15 protein-coding genes are annotated in these 16933 nt (G+C 67.9%); 8 read left to right on the forward strand and 7 right to left on the reverse strand.

The window, feature by feature from the left end:
• The 3 genes from dhaK to AB0I34_RS39880 are packed head-to-tail and all read right to left on the reverse strand — an operon-like array spanning position 1 to position 2907.
• Positions 1–1005 carry a dihydroxyacetone kinase subunit DhaK gene (gene dhaK, locus AB0I34_RS39870; protein ID WP_360456374.1) on the reverse strand — a complete coding sequence of 335 codons (1005 nt, stop codon included), beginning with the start codon at positions 1003–1005 and terminating at the stop codon, positions 1–3.
• A 45-nt stretch (positions 1006–1050) separates the two neighbouring features.
• Positions 1051–2289, reverse strand: a complete 1239-nt coding sequence (locus AB0I34_RS39875; protein WP_360456377.1) for an MFS transporter — start codon at positions 2287–2289, stop codon at positions 1051–1053.
• A gap of 57 nt (positions 2290–2346) precedes the next feature.
• Positions 2347–2907, reverse strand: coding sequence for a sigma-70 family RNA polymerase sigma factor (locus AB0I34_RS39880; protein WP_360456380.1), 561 nt, complete (start codon positions 2905–2907; stop codon positions 2347–2349).
• A 61-nt stretch (positions 2908–2968) separates the two neighbouring features.
• Here AB0I34_RS39880 and AB0I34_RS39885 point away from each other — a divergent pair, with 61 nt between their 5' ends.
• Complete coding sequence (locus tag AB0I34_RS39885) at positions 2969–4516, forward strand: protein kinase (RefSeq protein ID WP_360456383.1); 1548 nt, start codon at positions 2969–2971, stop codon at positions 4514–4516.
• 194 nt (positions 4517–4710) lie between these two features.
• On the opposite strand, the gene AB0I34_RS39890 is transcribed toward AB0I34_RS39885, so the two are convergent.
• Complete coding sequence (locus AB0I34_RS39890; RefSeq protein WP_360456386.1) at positions 4711–5922, reverse strand: MFS transporter; 1212 nt, start codon at positions 5920–5922, stop codon at positions 4711–4713.
• Between the two features lie 65 nt (positions 5923–5987).
• Here AB0I34_RS39890 and AB0I34_RS39895 point away from each other — a divergent pair, with 65 nt between their 5' ends.
• Positions 5988–6725 carry a winged helix-turn-helix domain-containing protein gene (locus AB0I34_RS39895; RefSeq protein ID WP_360456389.1) on the forward strand — a complete coding sequence of 246 codons (738 nt, stop codon included), beginning with the start codon at positions 5988–5990 and terminating at the stop codon, positions 6723–6725.
• Here AB0I34_RS39895 and AB0I34_RS39900 read toward each other — a convergent pair.
• The 3 genes from AB0I34_RS39900 to AB0I34_RS39910 all read right to left on the reverse strand — a co-directional run bounded on the left by AB0I34_RS39900 (position 6722) and on the right by AB0I34_RS39910 (position 8438).
• Complete coding sequence (locus AB0I34_RS39900) at positions 6722–7420, reverse strand: hypothetical protein (RefSeq protein WP_360456392.1); 699 nt, start codon at positions 7418–7420, stop codon at positions 6722–6724. The two genes, AB0I34_RS39895 and AB0I34_RS39900, sit on opposite strands and share 4 nt — an antisense overlap.
• Positions 7421–7548: 128 nt before the next feature.
• Positions 7549–8271: a hypothetical protein gene (locus tag AB0I34_RS39905; RefSeq protein ID WP_360456395.1), complete on the reverse strand. Its 723-nt coding sequence runs from the start codon at positions 8269–8271 to the stop codon at positions 7549–7551.
• Positions 8268–8438 (reverse strand): hypothetical protein, encoded by a 171-nt coding sequence (locus AB0I34_RS39910; protein WP_360456398.1) that lies wholly within the window; start codon positions 8436–8438, stop codon positions 8268–8270. Before AB0I34_RS39910 ends, AB0I34_RS39905 begins: the two co-directional genes overlap by 4 nt.
• Before the next feature lie 210 nt (positions 8439–8648).
• Between AB0I34_RS39910 and AB0I34_RS39915 the strand changes: the two genes are divergently transcribed.
• The 6 genes from AB0I34_RS39915 to AB0I34_RS39940 all read left to right on the forward strand — a co-directional run bounded on the left by AB0I34_RS39915 (position 8649) and on the right by AB0I34_RS39940 (position 16632).
• Entirely contained in the window at positions 8649–9935 is a 1287-nt protein-coding gene (locus AB0I34_RS39915) for an extracellular solute-binding protein (protein WP_360456401.1), read from the forward strand.
• Positions 9932–10873 carry a sugar ABC transporter permease gene (locus AB0I34_RS39920; protein WP_360456404.1) on the forward strand — a complete coding sequence of 314 codons (942 nt, stop codon included), beginning with the start codon at positions 9932–9934 and terminating at the stop codon, positions 10871–10873. Before AB0I34_RS39915 ends, AB0I34_RS39920 begins: the two co-directional genes overlap by 4 nt.
• Positions 10870–11697, forward strand: a complete 828-nt coding sequence (locus AB0I34_RS39925; protein WP_360456407.1) for a carbohydrate ABC transporter permease — start codon at positions 10870–10872, stop codon at positions 11695–11697. The genes AB0I34_RS39920 and AB0I34_RS39925 overlap by 4 nt, the downstream gene beginning before the upstream one ends.
• Before the next feature lie 2 nt (positions 11698–11699).
• A complete protein-coding gene (locus AB0I34_RS39930; RefSeq protein WP_360456410.1) occupies positions 11700–15506 on the forward strand; it encodes a hypothetical protein in 3807 nt (1268 codons plus the stop codon).
• A gap of 113 nt (positions 15507–15619) precedes the next feature.
• On the forward strand, positions 15620–16078 hold the full coding sequence (locus tag AB0I34_RS39935; protein WP_360456413.1) for a helix-turn-helix domain-containing protein: 459 nt from the start codon (positions 15620–15622) through the stop codon (positions 16076–16078).
• Positions 16079–16095: 17 nt separating this feature from the next.
• Positions 16096–16632, forward strand: coding sequence for a PIN domain-containing protein (locus AB0I34_RS39940; RefSeq protein WP_360456422.1), 537 nt, complete (start codon positions 16096–16098; stop codon positions 16630–16632).
• Positions 16633–16933 lie beyond the last annotated feature (301 nt).

A 16933-nucleotide genomic window follows, 5' to 3' on the forward strand; every position in this document is an offset into this window, starting at 1 on the left:
TCACGCGCCCCAGCGTAGGCCGGGGGTGTTCACCGGTGCGTCCCAGAGACGTACCAGTTCGTCGTCCACCTTCAGCAGGGTGACCGAGCAGCCGGCCATCTCCAGTGAGGTGATGTAGTTGCCGACCAGCGAGCGGGCGACGGTGATCCCGGCCCGGTCGAGCAGTTGGGCCACCTCGTTGTACATCAGGTACAACTCGATCAGCGGCGTACCACCCATGCCGTTCATGAAGGCGATCACGGAATCGCCTTGCTGGTAGGGAAGATCGGACACTACCGGGTCGACGAGCATGGCGGCGATGTCGCGCGCCGGTGCCAGCGGCAACCGTTGCCGGCCGGGCTCGCCGTGGATGCCGATGCCGACCTCCATCTCGTTGTCGGCCAGGTCGAACGTCGGCTTGCCCGCTGCCGGGACCGTGCACGACGTCAGTGCCATGCCCATGCTGCGACCGTTGTCGTTGACCTTCTTGGCCAGATCCGCGACCTGCTGCAGCGGCTGGCCCTCCTCGGCGGCCGCGCCGACGATCTTCTCCAGCAGCACCGTCACCCCGACGCCACGGCGGCCGGCGGTGTAGAGGCTGTCCTGCACGGCGACGTCGTCGTTGGTGACGACCGAGAGTACTTCGGTGCCCGCGTCGGCCGCGGCCAACTCGGCGGCCATCTCGAAGTTCATCACGTCGCCGGTGTAGTTCTTCACGATGTGCAGTACGCCGGCGCCCGCGTCGACCTCCTTGGTCGCCGCCATCATCTGGTCCGGCACCGGCGAGGTGAACACCTCACCCGCGCAGGCCGCGTCCAGCATTCCGAGCCCGACGAAGCCGCCGTGCATCGGCTCGTGCCCGGATCCACCCCCGGAGATCAGTCCCACCTTCCCCGACCTCGGTGCGTCCTTGCGGTACACGATCCGGTTCTCGTGATCCACCCGCAACCGATCCGGATGCGCTGCTTCCATCCCCCGCAGCGCCTCACTCACAACATCACCAGGTTCGTTGATGAGCTTCTTCATGTCACCCATCTGAGCACACGCCCGCCCGGAACGGGAGTCCCCTGATCAGACGGTCGCCGCGGCCTTCACCTCGGACAGCAACGGAATCGACCGGATCGGTCGGCTCAGCGTGAGCAGAAGAGACGCGACGGTGAGGATCCCGCCCAGAACGCCCACCGCGGCCCGGTGCCCGAAGCTCGCCAGCATCAGGCCGCCCAGGGCAGGAGCCAGCGGCTGGGAGCTGGTGGCGAGGAACATCACGGCACTCTGTGCCCGGCCTTGCAGATGGTCCGGTGTGATCAGCATCTGGTAGCCGAACAGACCTGAGTTGAGCGCCGGGAGCAGGAGCATCGCCAGGGAGAGCAGCACGACCAGTGCGGCAGGTGCAGTGGTGAACGCGGTCGCGGTGAACGTGCACGCGACGATCCACGACCCGACGATCGCGATGGCACCGGTGCTGAACATGGCCAGCAGTTTGGGCGTGATGACGGCGCCGAGCAGTCCGCCGACGCCCATACCGGTCTCCAGCAACCCGATCACCGACGGCCGGACGCCGCGCTGCTGCAGGTCGAGGATGAGGACCAGGATCGTCCCGTTGGCCGCGAAGTTCAGTGCGGTGGCGACCAGTGCGATCGTGCGCAGGGCGGGCTGCCGGAACAGCCAGGTGATACCGGAGCGGATGGAGCGCAGCATCGGCTCGGGCTTGGCATCGCGGGTTTCGGGAGCACCCAGTGGGTGGCGGATCAGCGCCAGCAGAACGGACATCACGAGGTAGGACAGTGCGTCGATCGCTACCGGGACCACACGGCCGACGGTGTAGAGCAGTCCGCCCAGAGGGGCACCGGCCAGCGAAGCGACGTACCCGCGGCCCTGGTTGGCGGCGACCGCGGTGCCGATGTCCTCAGGCGGGACGATCTGCCGGAGGGCGGCGTTCTGGGCCGGCATGAAGAAGGCGGTGCTCACGCCGCTACCCAGGGCTACCGCGAGCAGATGCCAGATGGTCAGCTGGTCCATCCAGCCGGCCACGGCGACCGAGCCATACAGTACGGCGCCTGCTACGCCGCAGCTGATCAGAATCACGCGGCGGCTCGTCCGGTCGACCACTGCTCCGGCCGGCAAGGAGGACATGGTGGCGCCCAGGGCGTACGCCGCACCGACCAGACCGGCCTGCGCCGGCGAGCCGGTGATGGCCATGGCGAGCAGTGTGAAGACGAAAGTGCTCATCGCCGAGCCGAGTGCGCTGATCGTCTGACCGCTCAGCAGCTTGAGGTAGTCGCCGTTGCGCAGTAGCCCCCGACCCGACATAACCGGGAGATTAGGTCCATACCGGGTCAACTATGGACGGCTTGCAGGTTGCTGCAGTCAGTCCTTCGGGCGCAGGAGGGGCCGGACGACTTCGCGGGCGTCGTGGATGCGGGACTTGATCGTGCCGAGCGGGGCGCCGACCTCGGCGGCGATCTCCTCGTACGAGAGGCCGTAGACGTCGCGGAGGACCAGTGGGGTGACCATCTGGGGCCGGTCGCGCTCCAGGGTCTCGAGCGCCTCGAGCAGGTCCAGGCGGGTGCCGGCGATCACGCTGGTGGTGCGGGGGTCCGGCCTTTCCATCGTCTCCGGGCTGTGCGCGGCCTGGGCGGTGCGCTTCAGCTTGCGGTACGTCGACCGGGCCGAGTTCGCCGCGACCGAGTGGACCCAGGTGGAGAAGCTGCTCCGGCCGGAGTAGGAGTTGATCTTGGTCGCGATGTTGAGCAGCGCCTCCTGGGCCGCGTCCTCGGCGTCCGCGGAGTACGGCAGCACGCTGCGGCAGATCCGCAGGACGCGCGGATGGACCAGCCTGAGCAGGTCGTCCATCGCGTTCTTGTCCCCTGCCTGGGCCTGCTCGGCCAGCGCTCCGAGGTCGTCCGTCGGGCTGGTGCTGTCGCTCATCTGCGCCTTTGCTGTCGTTCCACCCCCGGCAGGGGACTCCCAGTGATCCATAATGCCTTGTATGGGGGTCCCGACCAGACTTGGCCGCTACGTCGTGCGCCGACGCCTGGGCTCAGGCGGTTTCGCTACGGTATGGCTCGCTCACGATGAGCAACTGGACGCCGAGGTCGCGATCAAGGTGCTCGCGGACAACTGGGGCCACGACGACTCGGTCCGGCGCCGGTTCCTCGAGGAGGGCCGGTTCCTGCGCCGGGTCGAGTCCGAGCACGTGGTCCAGGTGCACGACGTCGGCGAGCTCGACGACGGCCGCCCGTTCCTCGTCCTCACCTACGCCGATCGCGGCACCCTGGCCGACCGCCTGAAGAAGGCACCGCTGCCGTTGGCCGAGGCGGTCGACGTCGTCGTCCAGGTCGGCCGCGGCCTGCAGGCGCTGCACCGACGCGGCCTGCTCCACCGCGACGTGAAACCCGCGAACGTGCTGTTCCGCAGCACAGACGAAGGCGAGCGGGCTGTCCTGTCCGACCTGGGCCTCGGTAAGTCGCTGGACGAGGTGTCACGGATCACAATGCCCGGCGGCACCCCGTCGTACGTCGCCCCGGAGCAGGCGATGGGTGAGCGGCTGGACCAGCGCGCCGACCAGTACTCCCTCGGCGCCGTCGCGTACGCCGCTCTGACCGGGCGGTCACCGCACCAGCTCGACGGCTTGGGTGCGGCCGGCCGGGTCGCGGCGCCGCCACCGCCCAGCTCGCTCGGGTTCGAGGTGCCGGAGCAGGTCGACGCCGCGATCGTGCGCGCCCTGGACCCGGACCCCGAGAAGCGCTGGCCGGATGTGCAGTCCTTCACCCGTGAGCTCGTCGGGGGCCTGGACGAGACCACCCACGGGTTCGTCCCCGCGTCGTACGGCATCCGCGACACCTCCGTGGTCGACAGCCCGGCGGACGACAGCGAGACGACCGCCCTCAGCGACGCCAACCAGCCCACGATCGTCAAGCCGGCGCCCGAAGAGCCCGAGGAGACGGCGCCCGCGGTCGCATCGGTCGGGCCCGCCACGGAGCCTGCGGCTGCTCCGAAACGAAAGCGGCGCCGAGGTCGATGGGCGCTCGCTGCCGTTCTGGCACTGATCGTGGGCGGTGGGGTCGGCTTCGGAGCACAGCGCTACCTCTCCGCGCGCGAGGTCGTGCCGCTGTCCTACAGCTGGGTCAACCTGGAGATGCCGAAGGGCTGGGCCAAGTCGGTCGCCGACGCGGACTGGCAGCCGCCGGGCACTACCAACTCCTATCCGGCGCTCCGGGTCAGCCAGGACCCGAGCTGGTCGACGAGGTCGCCCGGGGTCTTCATCGGCATGACCGACGCGCAGGTCACGCGCCTGTCGGTCGGCAGCGGCAAGTCGTTCGGCTGCGTCGCCGACGAGGAGATCACGACCTCGACGGTCGACGGTTCCGCGGTGACCGAGCGGTTCTCCACCGGCTGCGGCGAGGGCAGCAGTATGCTCCTGCAGCGAGTCGTGGACACGGGGACCACCGGCTCGATGCTCGTTCAGGTCCTGGTACCGGCCGATGGCCGCGACCAGGCCCTCGAGATCGCCCACTCGGTGTCGTTCACCGGCTGACGAGCGCTTCTGTCCCGCTCGGTCCCGAGGAAGTCCCTGGTGCTGCGTTTCGCGTTCGACCGGCTGCGGCCGTCGCCTGCCCTGATCCAGTCCACCCGCCGCGGTTTCCACCGCCTCCGTACCACCGTCTTCCGAGCCATCTGGCCGATTGACTGACCGGACTTCGGGTACGGCGTACAGCGTGGTCGACGGTTTCACGAAGTTCGACGTACCGGTGTCCGGGGAAGCTCCGGCCGAGACGCTCGATCGGCTGATGCCGTTTCTGCGTGGGGATGTACGGTCAGCCAGGTGATGGCGAGGCCCAGCAGCCAGAGGGTGGTGCCGAGGTAGGCGAGGGTGTGGAGGCCGGTGATCATGCCGGCGGGTCTGCCGACGATTGCGCCGTACAGAATGATGCCGACGGCACCGAATGCCTGCCGACACGTGTTGTTGACGCCGCTGGCGACTCCGGCGCGATCGGCTGGCAGTGAGGCGACGGCCGCGTTGACGACGGCGGCGGTGAGGAAGCCCATGCCGATGCCTAGGCCGAGCTCGACGGGTACTAGTCCGCGGTAGCCGCCGTGGACCATAAGCAGGCAAGCCGATCCGGCTGCTCCAAGTACCAGGCCGATGGTCATGGGCAGGCGCGGTCCGTAGCGGGCGGTGACGCGGCCGGACAGCGGAGCGAGTACGGAGAGCGGCAGGAACAAGGGGATGAGCTCGAGTCCGGCCCGGAACGCGTTGTGGCCAAGATGTTCCTGCAGATACAGCGTCAGTACGAGGACCGTGCCGAGACCGACCAGATTCATCAGGCCGGCGGTGACATTCGCGCCGACGAAGTCCTTGCCGATGTGGAGCGGGCTCCGCGTTCCCGGCCTGGCCGACTGATGGTGAGGGATCAGGCGGAAGGCCAATGGCAGGCCGACGGCGATGATCGGGAGATTGATCAGGAACACAGCCCGCCATCCGAGGCCACTGACCAGTGCACCACCCAGCAATGGACCGGACGGCAACGACAGCGCTCCGGCGCCGGCCCAGATGCCGACCGCACGTGCTCTTGCCGCACGGTCGACGTACAGGTCGGTGATGACGGCCAGCGTGCCGGGGAGGAGCAGCGCGGCGCCGATGCCTTGTACTGCGCGCGCTGCCACGAGCAGCTCGATGTTCGGCGCCACACCACAGCCCAGCGAGGCCAGACCGAACACGGTGAGACCTGCAAGCACCACGCGCCGGTGGCCGATCCGGTCGCCCAGTGCACCGCAGACGAGGAGTAGAGCGGCGAGCATGATCATGTAGCCGTCGACGACCCACTGCTGCCCGGCGAGCGTCGTACCCAGGTCGATCCGGATGTCCGGAAGCGCCACGTTGACCACGGTCACGTCGAGTTGGACCAGGAAGATCCCGACGCAGAGGAGGGCGAGGAGCATGTGTTCCAACCTCGCACCGAATCACTTCGGGTTGCGTCGAAGTGTGACGGTGTGAGCATGGAGGCATGGAGTTCACCGGGGATGCGGATGTGGCCCGCGCGGCCGCACTGCTGGCTGAGCCGGCCCGCGCGAAGGTGCTGATGGCGCTGGCGGACGGCCGGGCGCTCCCCGCGTCCCTGCTCGCGACAGAGGCCGGTGTGTCACCGCAGACGGTCAGCTCACACCTCCACAAGCTGCTGGACGGAGGCTTGCTGGAGATGGAGCGCTCCGGGCGGCACAGGTACTACCGGCTCGCCGGTCCCGAGGTGGCCGCGGCGGTGGAAGCCGTGGCACGCATCGCCAAGCCGCAGCCGATCAACTCGCTCCGGCAGAGCACGCGCGCCGCGGCCCTCCGCGAGGCGCGCACCTGCTACGACCACCTGGCCGGTCGGCTAGGTGTTGCTCTGCTGGAAGGCTTGGTACGACGAGAAGCACTGGTGCGGACCGACGGCGGGACCGGCACAGACCGCCGGCCGGAGGACCCGCTTGCGCAGCAGCTCCCGGATGGGCCGTACGCGTTGGGTCCTGCGGCTGCCGGTGTGTTCGGCAAGCTGGGTGTCGACCTGTCGGAAAAGGCATCCGGCCGGCGGTTGCTGAGGTTCTGCGTCGACTGGAGTGAGCAACGGCATCACCTGGCCGGTCGCCTCGGTGCGATGGTCGCCAACGCGACGCTGGAACAGGGCTGGGTACGCCGACGGCCCCGCCAACGAGCTGTCGACCTCACGGATGCCGGTCGGCACGCTCTGGCTGACCTGCTCGGTTAGGGCGTGTCCCGGCGTACGACGCTCTTCGACGCGTGGTCGAGAACGTCCAGCAACGCGTCCTTGTCCTGCGGGAGACCGGTCGAGCTCATCTCGATCGCACAGAGGCCGCTGTCGTCGGCGACCCAGCGGACGATGACGTACCGCATCACCCCTTCGGATGACTGCGACTCCGGCGGAAGATACGTGTAGGCAAGCGTGGCCTGGTCGTCCTCGACCTGCTGGGAAACGATCTTCAGCAGCTGGCTCTTGTCGAGCCCGTCGAGGTCCTTGATCCGCGCGGCCATCGACGCCGCCGGGGGACGGCTGATGGTGAAGCCCGCCTCGATCCGGATCCAGCGCTTCGAGGTCGGATCGGTGAACCGGGCGTAGTTCGGCGGATCGGGCCGGGTGATCCGCCAGTTGTACGGCACCCGGGCGCTGACGTAGGACTTGACCACAAGCTCCGCGATGAACGACCGGGTCTTGTAGCTGAGGTCGTCCGCCTGCAACGCGGGCCTGTTGTCGGGCTTGGGTGTGCGCATCGGCGCCGTGGGCGTCGGTGTCGCGGTCCCGAGCGGAGCCGCCGCGCCGGACGCCACCGCGGGCTGCGCCTCGCCGATCAGCAGTCCGATCCCGTATCCGCCCGCGCCTCCGAGCGCCGTGATCACCACGAGCCCGGATCCCAGCAGGGCGCCAACAGTCCCGCGACGAGCCACGCCTGCCTCACCTCCCACTTGAAGCCCTACTCCAATGACACTTCAGCCCGCCGCAAGGTTGCGGCATCCCGGTAACGATTCCATGAAAAAGCTGCCCGTCCGGGCAGCACACCTCCGATGGCACCGGCTCAGCCGGTCTCGCGAACCGACTGGGTCGCCCGGAGCAGGACCTCCTCCAGCGCGGCCGAGTCGTCGGGCAGGCCGGTGATGCTCATCTCGACGTTGGCCAGGTCGTCACCGTTGGTCGAGACCCAGCGGACGATGACGTAGCGCAGAGTGTCGGTCGGGATGTAGGTGTAGACCAGCGTCGAGACCGTCCGCGACTGGTCGTCGTCGCCCACGATCTGCTCGGTGGTCTGGGACTGGATCTGCAGGTCGTCCTGCGGCGGCAGGCTCTTCTTCAGGTCGATGATGAGGCCGTCCAGCGCGTCCTTGGTGGGGATCGGCGGGCGGTTCGCCTCCACCCGTACACCCCGCTCGTTGCGGGGATCGAGGTACTTGACCTCGGCCGGACGCTTCGGGTCCGTCTTGAAGTGCCAGCCGTCCGGTACGTCGATCGCCATCTGCACGGACTGGTAGTCCTTCGGTGAGACCGTGAACGTCCGCCGCCGGAAGCTCAGATCGGTCTCGAGCGGCGGGATCGTGTTCGGCACCGGAGTCTTGACCGGCAACGGGGGATCGGACGGTGTCTGGGAGGGGGTCGGCCCGGCCGGTGTCACCTGACCGAGCGGGGCCGCATCACCGGACGCCGTCGCCGCCGGGATGTCCCAGCGATCGCCGGCGAAGTAGCCGCCGGCCGCCCCGAGGACCGTGATCAGCAGCAGAACGATGACCAGAATCGGACGTTTCACCGGCCCACCGATCCGCGGTTCCGCGCCTGCTCGGTGGCGTCGAGGAGGGCGTCGTACGGCGGGACCCGCAGGCTGCCGGAGGGTCGGCTCGAGGGCAGGCTGCAGCGTCCGGGCAGCCGCGGAGCGTACGGCGGGCTGACCGGTCGGGCGCAGGCGGTCGCGGACACATCCTCATCTTCTCAGGCGACCCGGGCAGGGACCCAAAACGTGTGATCCGGTTTCCCCGCCGGCCCGGACTGAATCCTTTCAACGAGGCCTTGACACCCCTTCGGGGCGACCGTAGCGTCCCGCGTGAAAAAAGTAACACGAATGCGCGATTACTTCACATCCCACAGCGGTACTTCGAAGGCGGTTCTCGCCTCGCTCAGGAGGAACTCATGGCACTCGATCAGACCGTCAGCCGGCGGCGTGTCCTGCAGCTGATGGGAGGCGCCGCCGCGGTCGGGACACTGGCAGCCTGCGGAGGCAACGGCGGCGGCTCGTCGTCGTCCGGCGGGCAGCTGAAGGTGATCGGCGCCGGCAGCCAGGAGGCCGGCCTGCGCAAGGCGCTCGACGACTACAAGAAGGCGAACGCCGGCTTCGACTTCAACCTCTCGTTCTCGCCCGCCGACCAGTTGCAGACCGCGCTCCGGGCCCAGCTCGCGGCCGGCAACGCGCCCGACATGCACGCGGTCTACCCGGGCAACGGCAGTGCGATGTCGATGGTCCAGCTCAGCAAGGCGAACCTGCTCACCGACCTCAGCGCCCAGTCCTGGACGCAGAAGATCCCGGAAGGGTTCAAGGGCGCCTTCCAGCAGGACGGCAAGACGTTCATCTTCTCGCCCGGCACCAGCGTGCTCGGCGCGATCTACAACAAGAAGGCGTTCGCCGCCGCCGGCGTCGAGCCGCCCACGACGTGGTCGGAGCTGCTGACCGTCTGCGACAAGCTGAAGAAGAAGGGCATTGTCCCGATCGCGCTCGGTGCGCAGACCCCGTGGGTCACCCAGCTGATCGACTACGCGCTGGTGCCCGGCACGGTCTACGCGAAGAACCCGGACTTCGACGACAAGATGATCGCCGGCAACGCGTCGTTCGGCGACTCCGGCTGGGCCGACGCGATGGACAAGTACCTGGAGTTGCAGAAGAAGGGCTTCTTCAACGACAACCCGAACGGGACGACGTACGAGCAGGCCACCTCGATGGTCGGCACCGGCAAGGCCGCGATGGCCGTGCAGGTGTCCGCGGTGCTGCAGGCGTTCCGGGACGCGTCGCCGTCGCCGGACGACCTCGGCATGTTCCCGTTCCCGGCCACCGACGTCGCGGCCGACAACTGGATCCCGGGCGGCATCGTGGTCGGTATCGCGGTCAGCGCGAAGAGCAAGAAGGCCGAGCAGGCGAAGAAGTTCATCGAGTACTGCGGGCAGCCGGAGGTCGTGAGCGCCTGGTCCCAGGCGGTCGCCTGCGTTCCGCTGTACTCCGACGGCGACGCGAAGGTCGACCCGGTGCTGACGTCGTTCCTGCCGTACCTGAAGGACAACAAGGCCGTGCCGTTCATGGACCAGCGCTGGCCGAACGCCGAGGTCCAGCCGACCCACTTCGCCGTCGTCCAGGAACTCCTCGGCGGCAAGACGACGGTCCAGGGCGCGCTGAAGAAGATGGACGAGGCCTACCGGAAGACCGCATGACCGTCACCGCTCCGCCGGTCGCGCCGGTACGACGGGAGGCCTCGAAACCACCGCGGCGGCGGGGCGGCGGGGTCGCGCCGCCGTGGTTGTTCGCAGCGCCGGCACTGGTCGTCTACGCGCTGGTGATGCTCTACCCGAGCATCGTCGGCGCGGGATCGGCGTTCACCGACTGGTCCGGCGTCGGCGAGGCACGGTCGTTCGTGGGCGTGGACAACTTCAAGCAGTTGGTGCACGACGACCAGGCGCTGGGAGCGTTGCGGAACACGTTGTTGCTGACCATCGCGATCGTCGTCGTACAGAACGGGATCGGCCTGCTGCTCGCCCTCGGCGTCCACACGAACATCAAGAGCCGGATGGCGTTGCGGGTGATCTTCTTCGCGCCGGTCGTGGTCAGCCCGGTGATGGTGTCGTTCCTGTGGAAGTACGTCTACAACCCGGCGCCGGACGCGGGCCTCAACGCGGCCCTGAACGCGATCGGGCTCGGTGCCCTCCGGCAGGACTGGCTCGGGAACCCGTCGCTCGCGATCTGGTCGGTCGCGTTCACGGTGATCTGGCAATGCGCCGGGTACTCGATGGTGATCTTCCTGGCCGGGCTGGAAGGCGTACCGCAGGAGTTGCACGAGTCCGCGATGGTGGATGGTGCCGGGACGGTCGCGCGGTTCCGGCACATCACCTGGCCGCTGCTCGCGCCGGCGGTGACGATCAACGTGATGCTGTCGACGGTGGGCGGGCTGACGTTGTTCACCCAGATCATCGCGATGACCAACGGCGGCCCCGGGTACGCGACGGACACGTTGTCGACCGTTCTGTACAAGCAGGCCTTCGTGTATGGGAAGTTCGGCTACAGCACGGCCGTCGCACTGGTCCTGGCGATCTTCGTCGCGGCAGTGTCGTTCATCCAGATCGGGTACCTGCGATCGAGGGAGACGGCGGCATGAGGACCGGCTATCGTCCCCGCACGTTCGTGCTCGAGATCGTCATGGTCGCGGTGGCGATCGCATTCCTCTTCCCTGTGTACGCTCTGGTGACGCTGGCGTTCAAGGATCCGCAGCAGATCGCGAACAAGCCGTTGTCACTACCTTCGCCGCCGTCGGTCGGCAGTTTCGGTGAGGCGTGGCAGTCCGCGTCGCTCGGGTCGGCGCTGTTGCACAGCACGTTGATCACTGTTGCCAGTGTGATCGTGCTGATCGTTCTCGGATCGCTGGCGGCGTACTTCCTGGCCCGGACCGTCACGCGGCTCAGCTACAGCCTCTACATCCTGTTCCTGGTCGGCATCATCCTGCCGTTCCAGCTCGGGATGATCCCGCTGTATCAGCTGGTCAACGACATGGGTCTGCTCGGAACGTACCAGGGCATGATCCTGTTCTACACGGGCATCCAGTTGCCGTTCACGGTGTTCCTGTACACCGGGTTCATCCGCTCGCTGCCGGCCGACTACACCAATGCGGCGTTGATCGACGGGGCCTCGCACCTGCAGGCGTTCGCGCATGTGATCTTCCCGCTGCTTCGGCCGATCACCGGGACCGTGCTGATCCTGAACGCCGTACACATCTGGAACGACTTCTTCACCCCGCTGCTGTATCTGGGCGGCTCGGGCCGGGAGACCGTCCCTGTGCGGGTCTTTGCCTTCGTCAACGAATACACCTCCGACTACGGGCTCGTCGCGGCCGGCCTTGTCCTCGCGGCGCTGCCGATCCTGGTCGTCTTCCTGATCCTCCAGCGGTACGTCATCCGTGGCTTCTCCAGTGGTCTGAAGGGATAACTGTGGCTCTCCCCGAGCGCCTGGCGTCGATCCTCAACGATCCGCCCAGGGCCTTCTCACCTGCGCCCCTGTGGTGGTGGAGCGGTGAACCGCTGGACCCGGCGCGGTTGCGCTGGCAGCTGGAGCGGTTCGTCGAAGGTGGCGTGTACCAGCTCGTCGTCATGAACCTGGCGCCGGCCGGGACCGACCACGGCTGCGACGCCGACGACCCGCCGTTCTTCTCCGAGCGGTGGTGGGAGATCTTCCTCGGCGTCTGCGACGACGCTTCGGAGCTCGGGGTGTCGTTGTGGTTCTACGACCAGCTGGGCTTCTCCGGCGCGGACATCCAGGCGCGACTGGTAGCTCGGCAGCCTGCCTTCGCGGGTCGCCGTCTGCACCGGCTGACCGTGACTGGCGCTGGTCGGTTGGTACTCCGTTGCCCCGCCGGGGGTCGCGTTCTGGCGGCTGTGCTCGGCTCGGAGCCTGTGCCGGTCGTCGATGGCGTTGTCGAGTGCGAGGCGTCCTCGGAGTCACGCCTGTCCTTGTTCTACGAGACGGACCACGGATTCGACTACCTCAGTCCTTCCGCGTGTGCCGCGTTGCTCGACCAGGTGCACGGGGAATTCGAACGACGGTTGGGAGATCGCCTCGGCCAGGTGGTCGTGGGCTCGTTCCAGGACGAACTGCCGTCCGTGCCGACCTGGTCTGCCGACTTCGCCGAACGGTTCGTCGCGCGCTACGGGTACGACGTTCGCGACCATCTGGCTGCTGTGTGGGATCTCGACGTACCGGATGGTGCTCGCGTACGGCGCGACTACCACGCGCTGCGGTCTTCGCTCGCGGAGGAGGCGTTCTTCCGGCCGCTGCACGAGTGGCACGAGAAGCACGGGCTGATCGTCGGGTGCGACCAGCAGGATCCGGCGCGGGCCGGGCGTCCGGTCGAGGGCGTGGAGTTGTACGCCGACTATGCGCGGACGCACCGGTGGTTCAGTGCGCCGGGGTCCGATCATCACGGGGATGCGCGGATCCATTCGTCGTTGGCGCATCTGTACGACCGGCCGCGGACGTGGATCGAGGCGTTCCACTCCACCGGGTGGGGCGGAACGCTGGAGGAGACGTTCGACTGGTTGCTGCCGTGGTTGCGGACCGGGGCGACGCTCTACAACCCGCACGCCGTCTACTACACGACGCGCGCGGGGTGGTGGGAGTGGGCGCCGCCGGCAACGGATTGGCGCCAGCCGTACTGGCGCCATCACAAGTCCTTCGCCGATGCGGTGACGCGGTTGTGCGCCGCGCTGTCGCTGGGGCGGCATGTGTGCGATGTCGCTGTGCTCTTTCCCACGACAACGGCTCAATCCGACACCTCGTTGAGCGGTCCTGGGCCAGCTGCTCTGCGTGCGCAGGAGACCTATCGCGAGCTGATCGGTGACGCCACCTGGTTCTCGCCGGTGCCCGGCGTGCTCGACCGGGCGCGGATCGACGCCGACGTGATCGACGACGAATCGTTGGCAGGCGCAGAGGTACGCGCCGCTGCCCATCCGCGGTTGTGCGTTGCCGACGAGTCCTACGCTGCAGTGGTGTTGCCTGCGGCAATCGTGCTCGAGGGCGAGGTGGCGGGACGACTCTCCGAGTTTGTCCTTGCCGGTGGGTTGGTGATTGCTGTCGGCACCGTTCCGCCCGGCTTGCCGGAGGGCGTCGTACTCGTCTCCGTGGCCGCCGAGGTCCCCGAGGAGCTTGGGAGGTTGCGGCGACGGGTCGAGTCCGACGCACCGGTGCTGGCTCGCGAGGTCGACGGTTCGTTGGTCGTGTTCGTCACGCCGACGGAATGGAGCGCCACGGAGATCGCGGGACCGCCGGTTGGGCGTGGGATCAGTCATGAATGGGCCAGTGTCGGCTACACGTTCGATCCTGGGCGCTATCGCCGCGAGGTCGTCGTACAGGTTCGCGACGTGCCGGGACCGCCGCTGCTTGTGGATCCGTTCGGTGGTGAGCCTCGAGCCCTTGCCTACAAGACTGTCGGCGACCTGACCGAGGTCGTCGTACCATTCGACGCCGGTCCCGCGGCCCTGCTGGTGTTTGCCTCAGGCAACCCATCGGCGTCTCTCCAGGTCCCGATGGTGCGGGAGGTAGAGACCTTGGAGGGCGATTGGGACGTCGCGCTGATCCCGACGCTCGACAACAGGTGGGGCGACTTCGCCTGGCCGGCCTCGCCGTCCTCGGGTTCCGTGGTCGAGCGGTGGGCACTCGAGCACCGTGTCGAGGGCTCCGACGACTGGCGCCCGGCCCACGCGACGTTCGGGCCCCACGGCCTGATCGACGGGCGGCCGATCGAGTACTCCGAGAGGCTCGGCATCCACAAGGACCCGATCCACCATCACGCGCTCGGTCCGAAAGGCCACGTCCCCGAGGACTTCCTCGACTTCGGCACCGTATCCGCGGGCGACACCGTGACCTTCACCGCCGCGTTCACGGTGGACGCCCTCGAGACCACGGTCGTTGTCGGCGCCGCCGCGGCCAAGGAACTCCTGATCGACGGCAGCCTCGTGCCGATCAGCGACTTCGGCGGTCACTTCGCATCGGGCGCCGTCAGCCTCGCCGCCGGTCCACATCACCTCGAGCTCCGGCTGACTCCCGAGGTGGATCTCCACCTCCGCGCGAATGTCGCCCTCGTCCGCGACATGACGTCGTACCGCCGCCCTGATTGGATCGCTGTCGACGAGCCGCCGGAACCCGGCACCGCGATCCGTTACACCACAACCGTCGTACCGGGAGAGTGCTCCGAGCTCACGCTGACCGCGTGGGGTTCAGCGAAGCTCTTCGTCAACGGCGCGGAGGTCGGGCGCCAGGGCGGGTTCATGCCGTACGAACGCACAACGCCGCGAGTCCGCCGGTACGACGCTTCGTCGGCACTGCATCCGGGGGCCAACACGATCGCCGTCGAGGTCACTCAGCCGACCCCGATCCTCGTCGACGGCTTGGCCATCAGCGACCACGATTGGCAGGCTGAGGTCGCGGATGCCGTCGTACCAACAGTCCGGCGCCGGCCGCAACACCGTGCCCTGGCCGACCTCTACCTGACCCGCCGACCGCACCCGTTGCCCGCCGCTTCCTGGCTCGACGGCACCCCGACGGCTGCTCTCGAGTCGTCCGCGGTCGAGCCAGTGACGTTCGCCGTACCGCGGTCGGCTTCGGAGCGCATCGAACACCTGCGCTTCGACCTCCCACCAGGCACGACCCGGCTCGAGCTCGACGTGGTCGGCGAAGCAGTCCTCATGGTCGACGGCACCGAACTCACCACCACCGGCCAACCGTCCGCCACCGACCCCACCGCCCAGTCGTCCGCCGCTGTCCCCACCGGCACCGGCCACCTGGACGTCGCCGTACCTGCCGGATCCCGCGTCGGCTGGCTCACTGTCCTCACCCAACCAGGCTTCGAGGCCGGCGCCGCCCTCGCCGGACCCATCCGAGCCCACGTCGGACCCGGCCGCATGTCCCTCGGCAACTGGCAAGACCAGGGCCTGTCGGAGTACTCCGGCGGCGTCCGCTACACCCGCGAGCTGCACATCCGCGAGACCCGCGATCTCCAACTCGACCTAGGCCGTGTCCGCGGCACCGCCGAGGTCTTCCTCGACGGCGTCTCCGTAGGCACCCGCTTCTGCACCCCCTACACCTACAACCTGCCCGCCACCCCCGCCGGCCCCCACACCCTCACCATCGAAGTCTTCAACACCCTCGCTCCCCACCTGAACGCCACCAGCCCCACCCACTTCATCTTCCCCACCCAAAAAACCTCCGGCCTCCACGGCCCAATAACCCTCAGCACGAGCTAGTCCTCCCCGCCGCGGTCGGTCCACGAGACGACCTGTTGCGTTTGCTGCGTTTATTGCGGATACTGCATTTGTCGACCGGTGATGAGTGCCAGCGGTCCACAGGAGGAGTGGTCATGAATTCCGCAGAGCTTGCTACCGCGCGGCCGGACGCCGCTGAGGTGCGGACTGCCGACGTCGCCATGCGGCGGGTCAAGCGCTACCTGGCCGATCATGCGGAGGAACGGGACATCCGCGTGGCCGTCGGTGGCGATCCCGACGACACCTTGTCGGTGCCGAGGAGCGCGATGGAGTTGTTGGCCCGAGTGCTGGCCCACATGGCCGCCGGTCAGGCGGTCTCAGTCGTCCCCGCCCATGCCGAGCTCACGACCCAGCAAGCCGCCAACCTGCTGAACGTCTCCAGGCCCTTCCTCATCGGTCTCCTGGACACCGGGCAGATCGAGTACCGCAAGGTGGGGAAGCACCGCCGAGTGCGCGCCGACTCTCTACTGGACTACAGACGCAAGGACGACCAGGGCCGCCGCGAAACCGCCGACGAGCTGACCGAGCTCAACCGGGAGATGGGTCTGTACTGACGTGCCGTTTCATCGTCATCTACGACGCCAACGTCCTCTATCCCGGCAGTCTGCGCGACCTGCTGATCCGCGTCGCTCAGGCTGGTCTCGTCCAGGCGAAGTGGACGGACCGGATCCTCGACGAGACCTTTCGCAACCTCAAGCTCAACCGACCCGACCTGGACCCGGTCAAACTGGACCGCACGCGGGAACTGATGAACAAGGCGATCCGCGATGTGCTGGTGACGGACTACGAGCCATTGATCGAGATCGTCGACCTGCCCGACTCCGACGACAGGCACGTTCTCGCCGCAGCGATCAAGGCTCACGCCCAACTGATTGTCACTGACAACACCAAAGATTTTCCGGAGCCGGCGTTGGCGTCCTGGAACGTCGAGGCGAAGAGCGCTGACGACTTCGTGGTCGACCTCATCGACCTGAACCGGCAGACGGTCTACGCGCAGGTGCAGCGGATGGCGGACGCGCGGCAGAGACCCCCGGAAACCGTGGACGATGTGCTCTGTTCACTGGAGCACGTCGGTCTCCTCAGTAGCGTCGCGGCGCTGCGGCGATGACTGGACCGGGGCGGGTGAGGAGGAAGCATTGGTAGGTGCTGCAGGGGGGAAGCCGGTTCGGCGGTAGACGGGGGCCGCCTGATTCGGTGGCTTGGAGTACGACGGGTTGGCGCCGGTGTCGGGGTTCACTCGCAATGCCGTGGTGTGGAATGCCCCCGCGAAGTCGGTCCTGGACGCCACCGGCAGGATTCACGGCAGCACGCGTGATTCGGGACACTGGCGCCCGCAAGCCGGGCGATGGGCCGCGGCTTGGGGGCGGTGTGGAGCGGGGGGTGGGGTGGGCGCGAGTAGGGCTAGTTGG

This window comes from Kribbella sp. NPDC050281 (assembly GCF_040655855.1).
Lineage (GTDB): Bacteria > Actinomycetota > Actinomycetes > Propionibacteriales > Kribbellaceae > Kribbella.

Coding starts and splice junctions, on each gene's coding strand:
- AB0I34_RS39935 (WP_360456413.1), top strand. CDS start 15,620: ATGAATTCCGCAGAGCTTGCTACCGCGCGGCCGGACGCCGCTGAGGTG.
- AB0I34_RS39880 (WP_360456380.1), bottom strand. CDS start 2,907: ATGAGCGACAGCACCAGCCCGACGGACGACCTCGGAGCGCTGGCCGAG.
- AB0I34_RS39885 (WP_360456383.1), top strand. CDS start 2,969: ATGGGGGTCCCGACCAGACTTGGCCGCTACGTCGTGCGCCGACGCCTG.
- dhaK (WP_360456374.1), bottom strand. CDS start 1,005: ATGAAGAAGCTCATCAACGAACCTGGTGATGTTGTGAGTGAGGCGCTG.
- AB0I34_RS39915 (WP_360456401.1), top strand. CDS start 8,649: ATGGCACTCGATCAGACCGTCAGCCGGCGGCGTGTCCTGCAGCTGATG.
- AB0I34_RS39875 (WP_360456377.1), bottom strand. CDS start 2,289: ATGTCGGGTCGGGGGCTACTGCGCAACGGCGACTACCTCAAGCTGCTG.
- AB0I34_RS39890 (WP_360456386.1), bottom strand. CDS start 5,922: ATGCTCCTCGCCCTCCTCTGCGTCGGGATCTTCCTGGTCCAACTCGAC.
- AB0I34_RS39895 (WP_360456389.1), top strand. CDS start 5,988: ATGGAGTTCACCGGGGATGCGGATGTGGCCCGCGCGGCCGCACTGCTG.
- AB0I34_RS39925 (WP_360456407.1), top strand. CDS start 10,870: ATGAGGACCGGCTATCGTCCCCGCACGTTCGTGCTCGAGATCGTCATG.
- AB0I34_RS39920 (WP_360456404.1), top strand. CDS start 9,932: ATGACCGTCACCGCTCCGCCGGTCGCGCCGGTACGACGGGAGGCCTCG.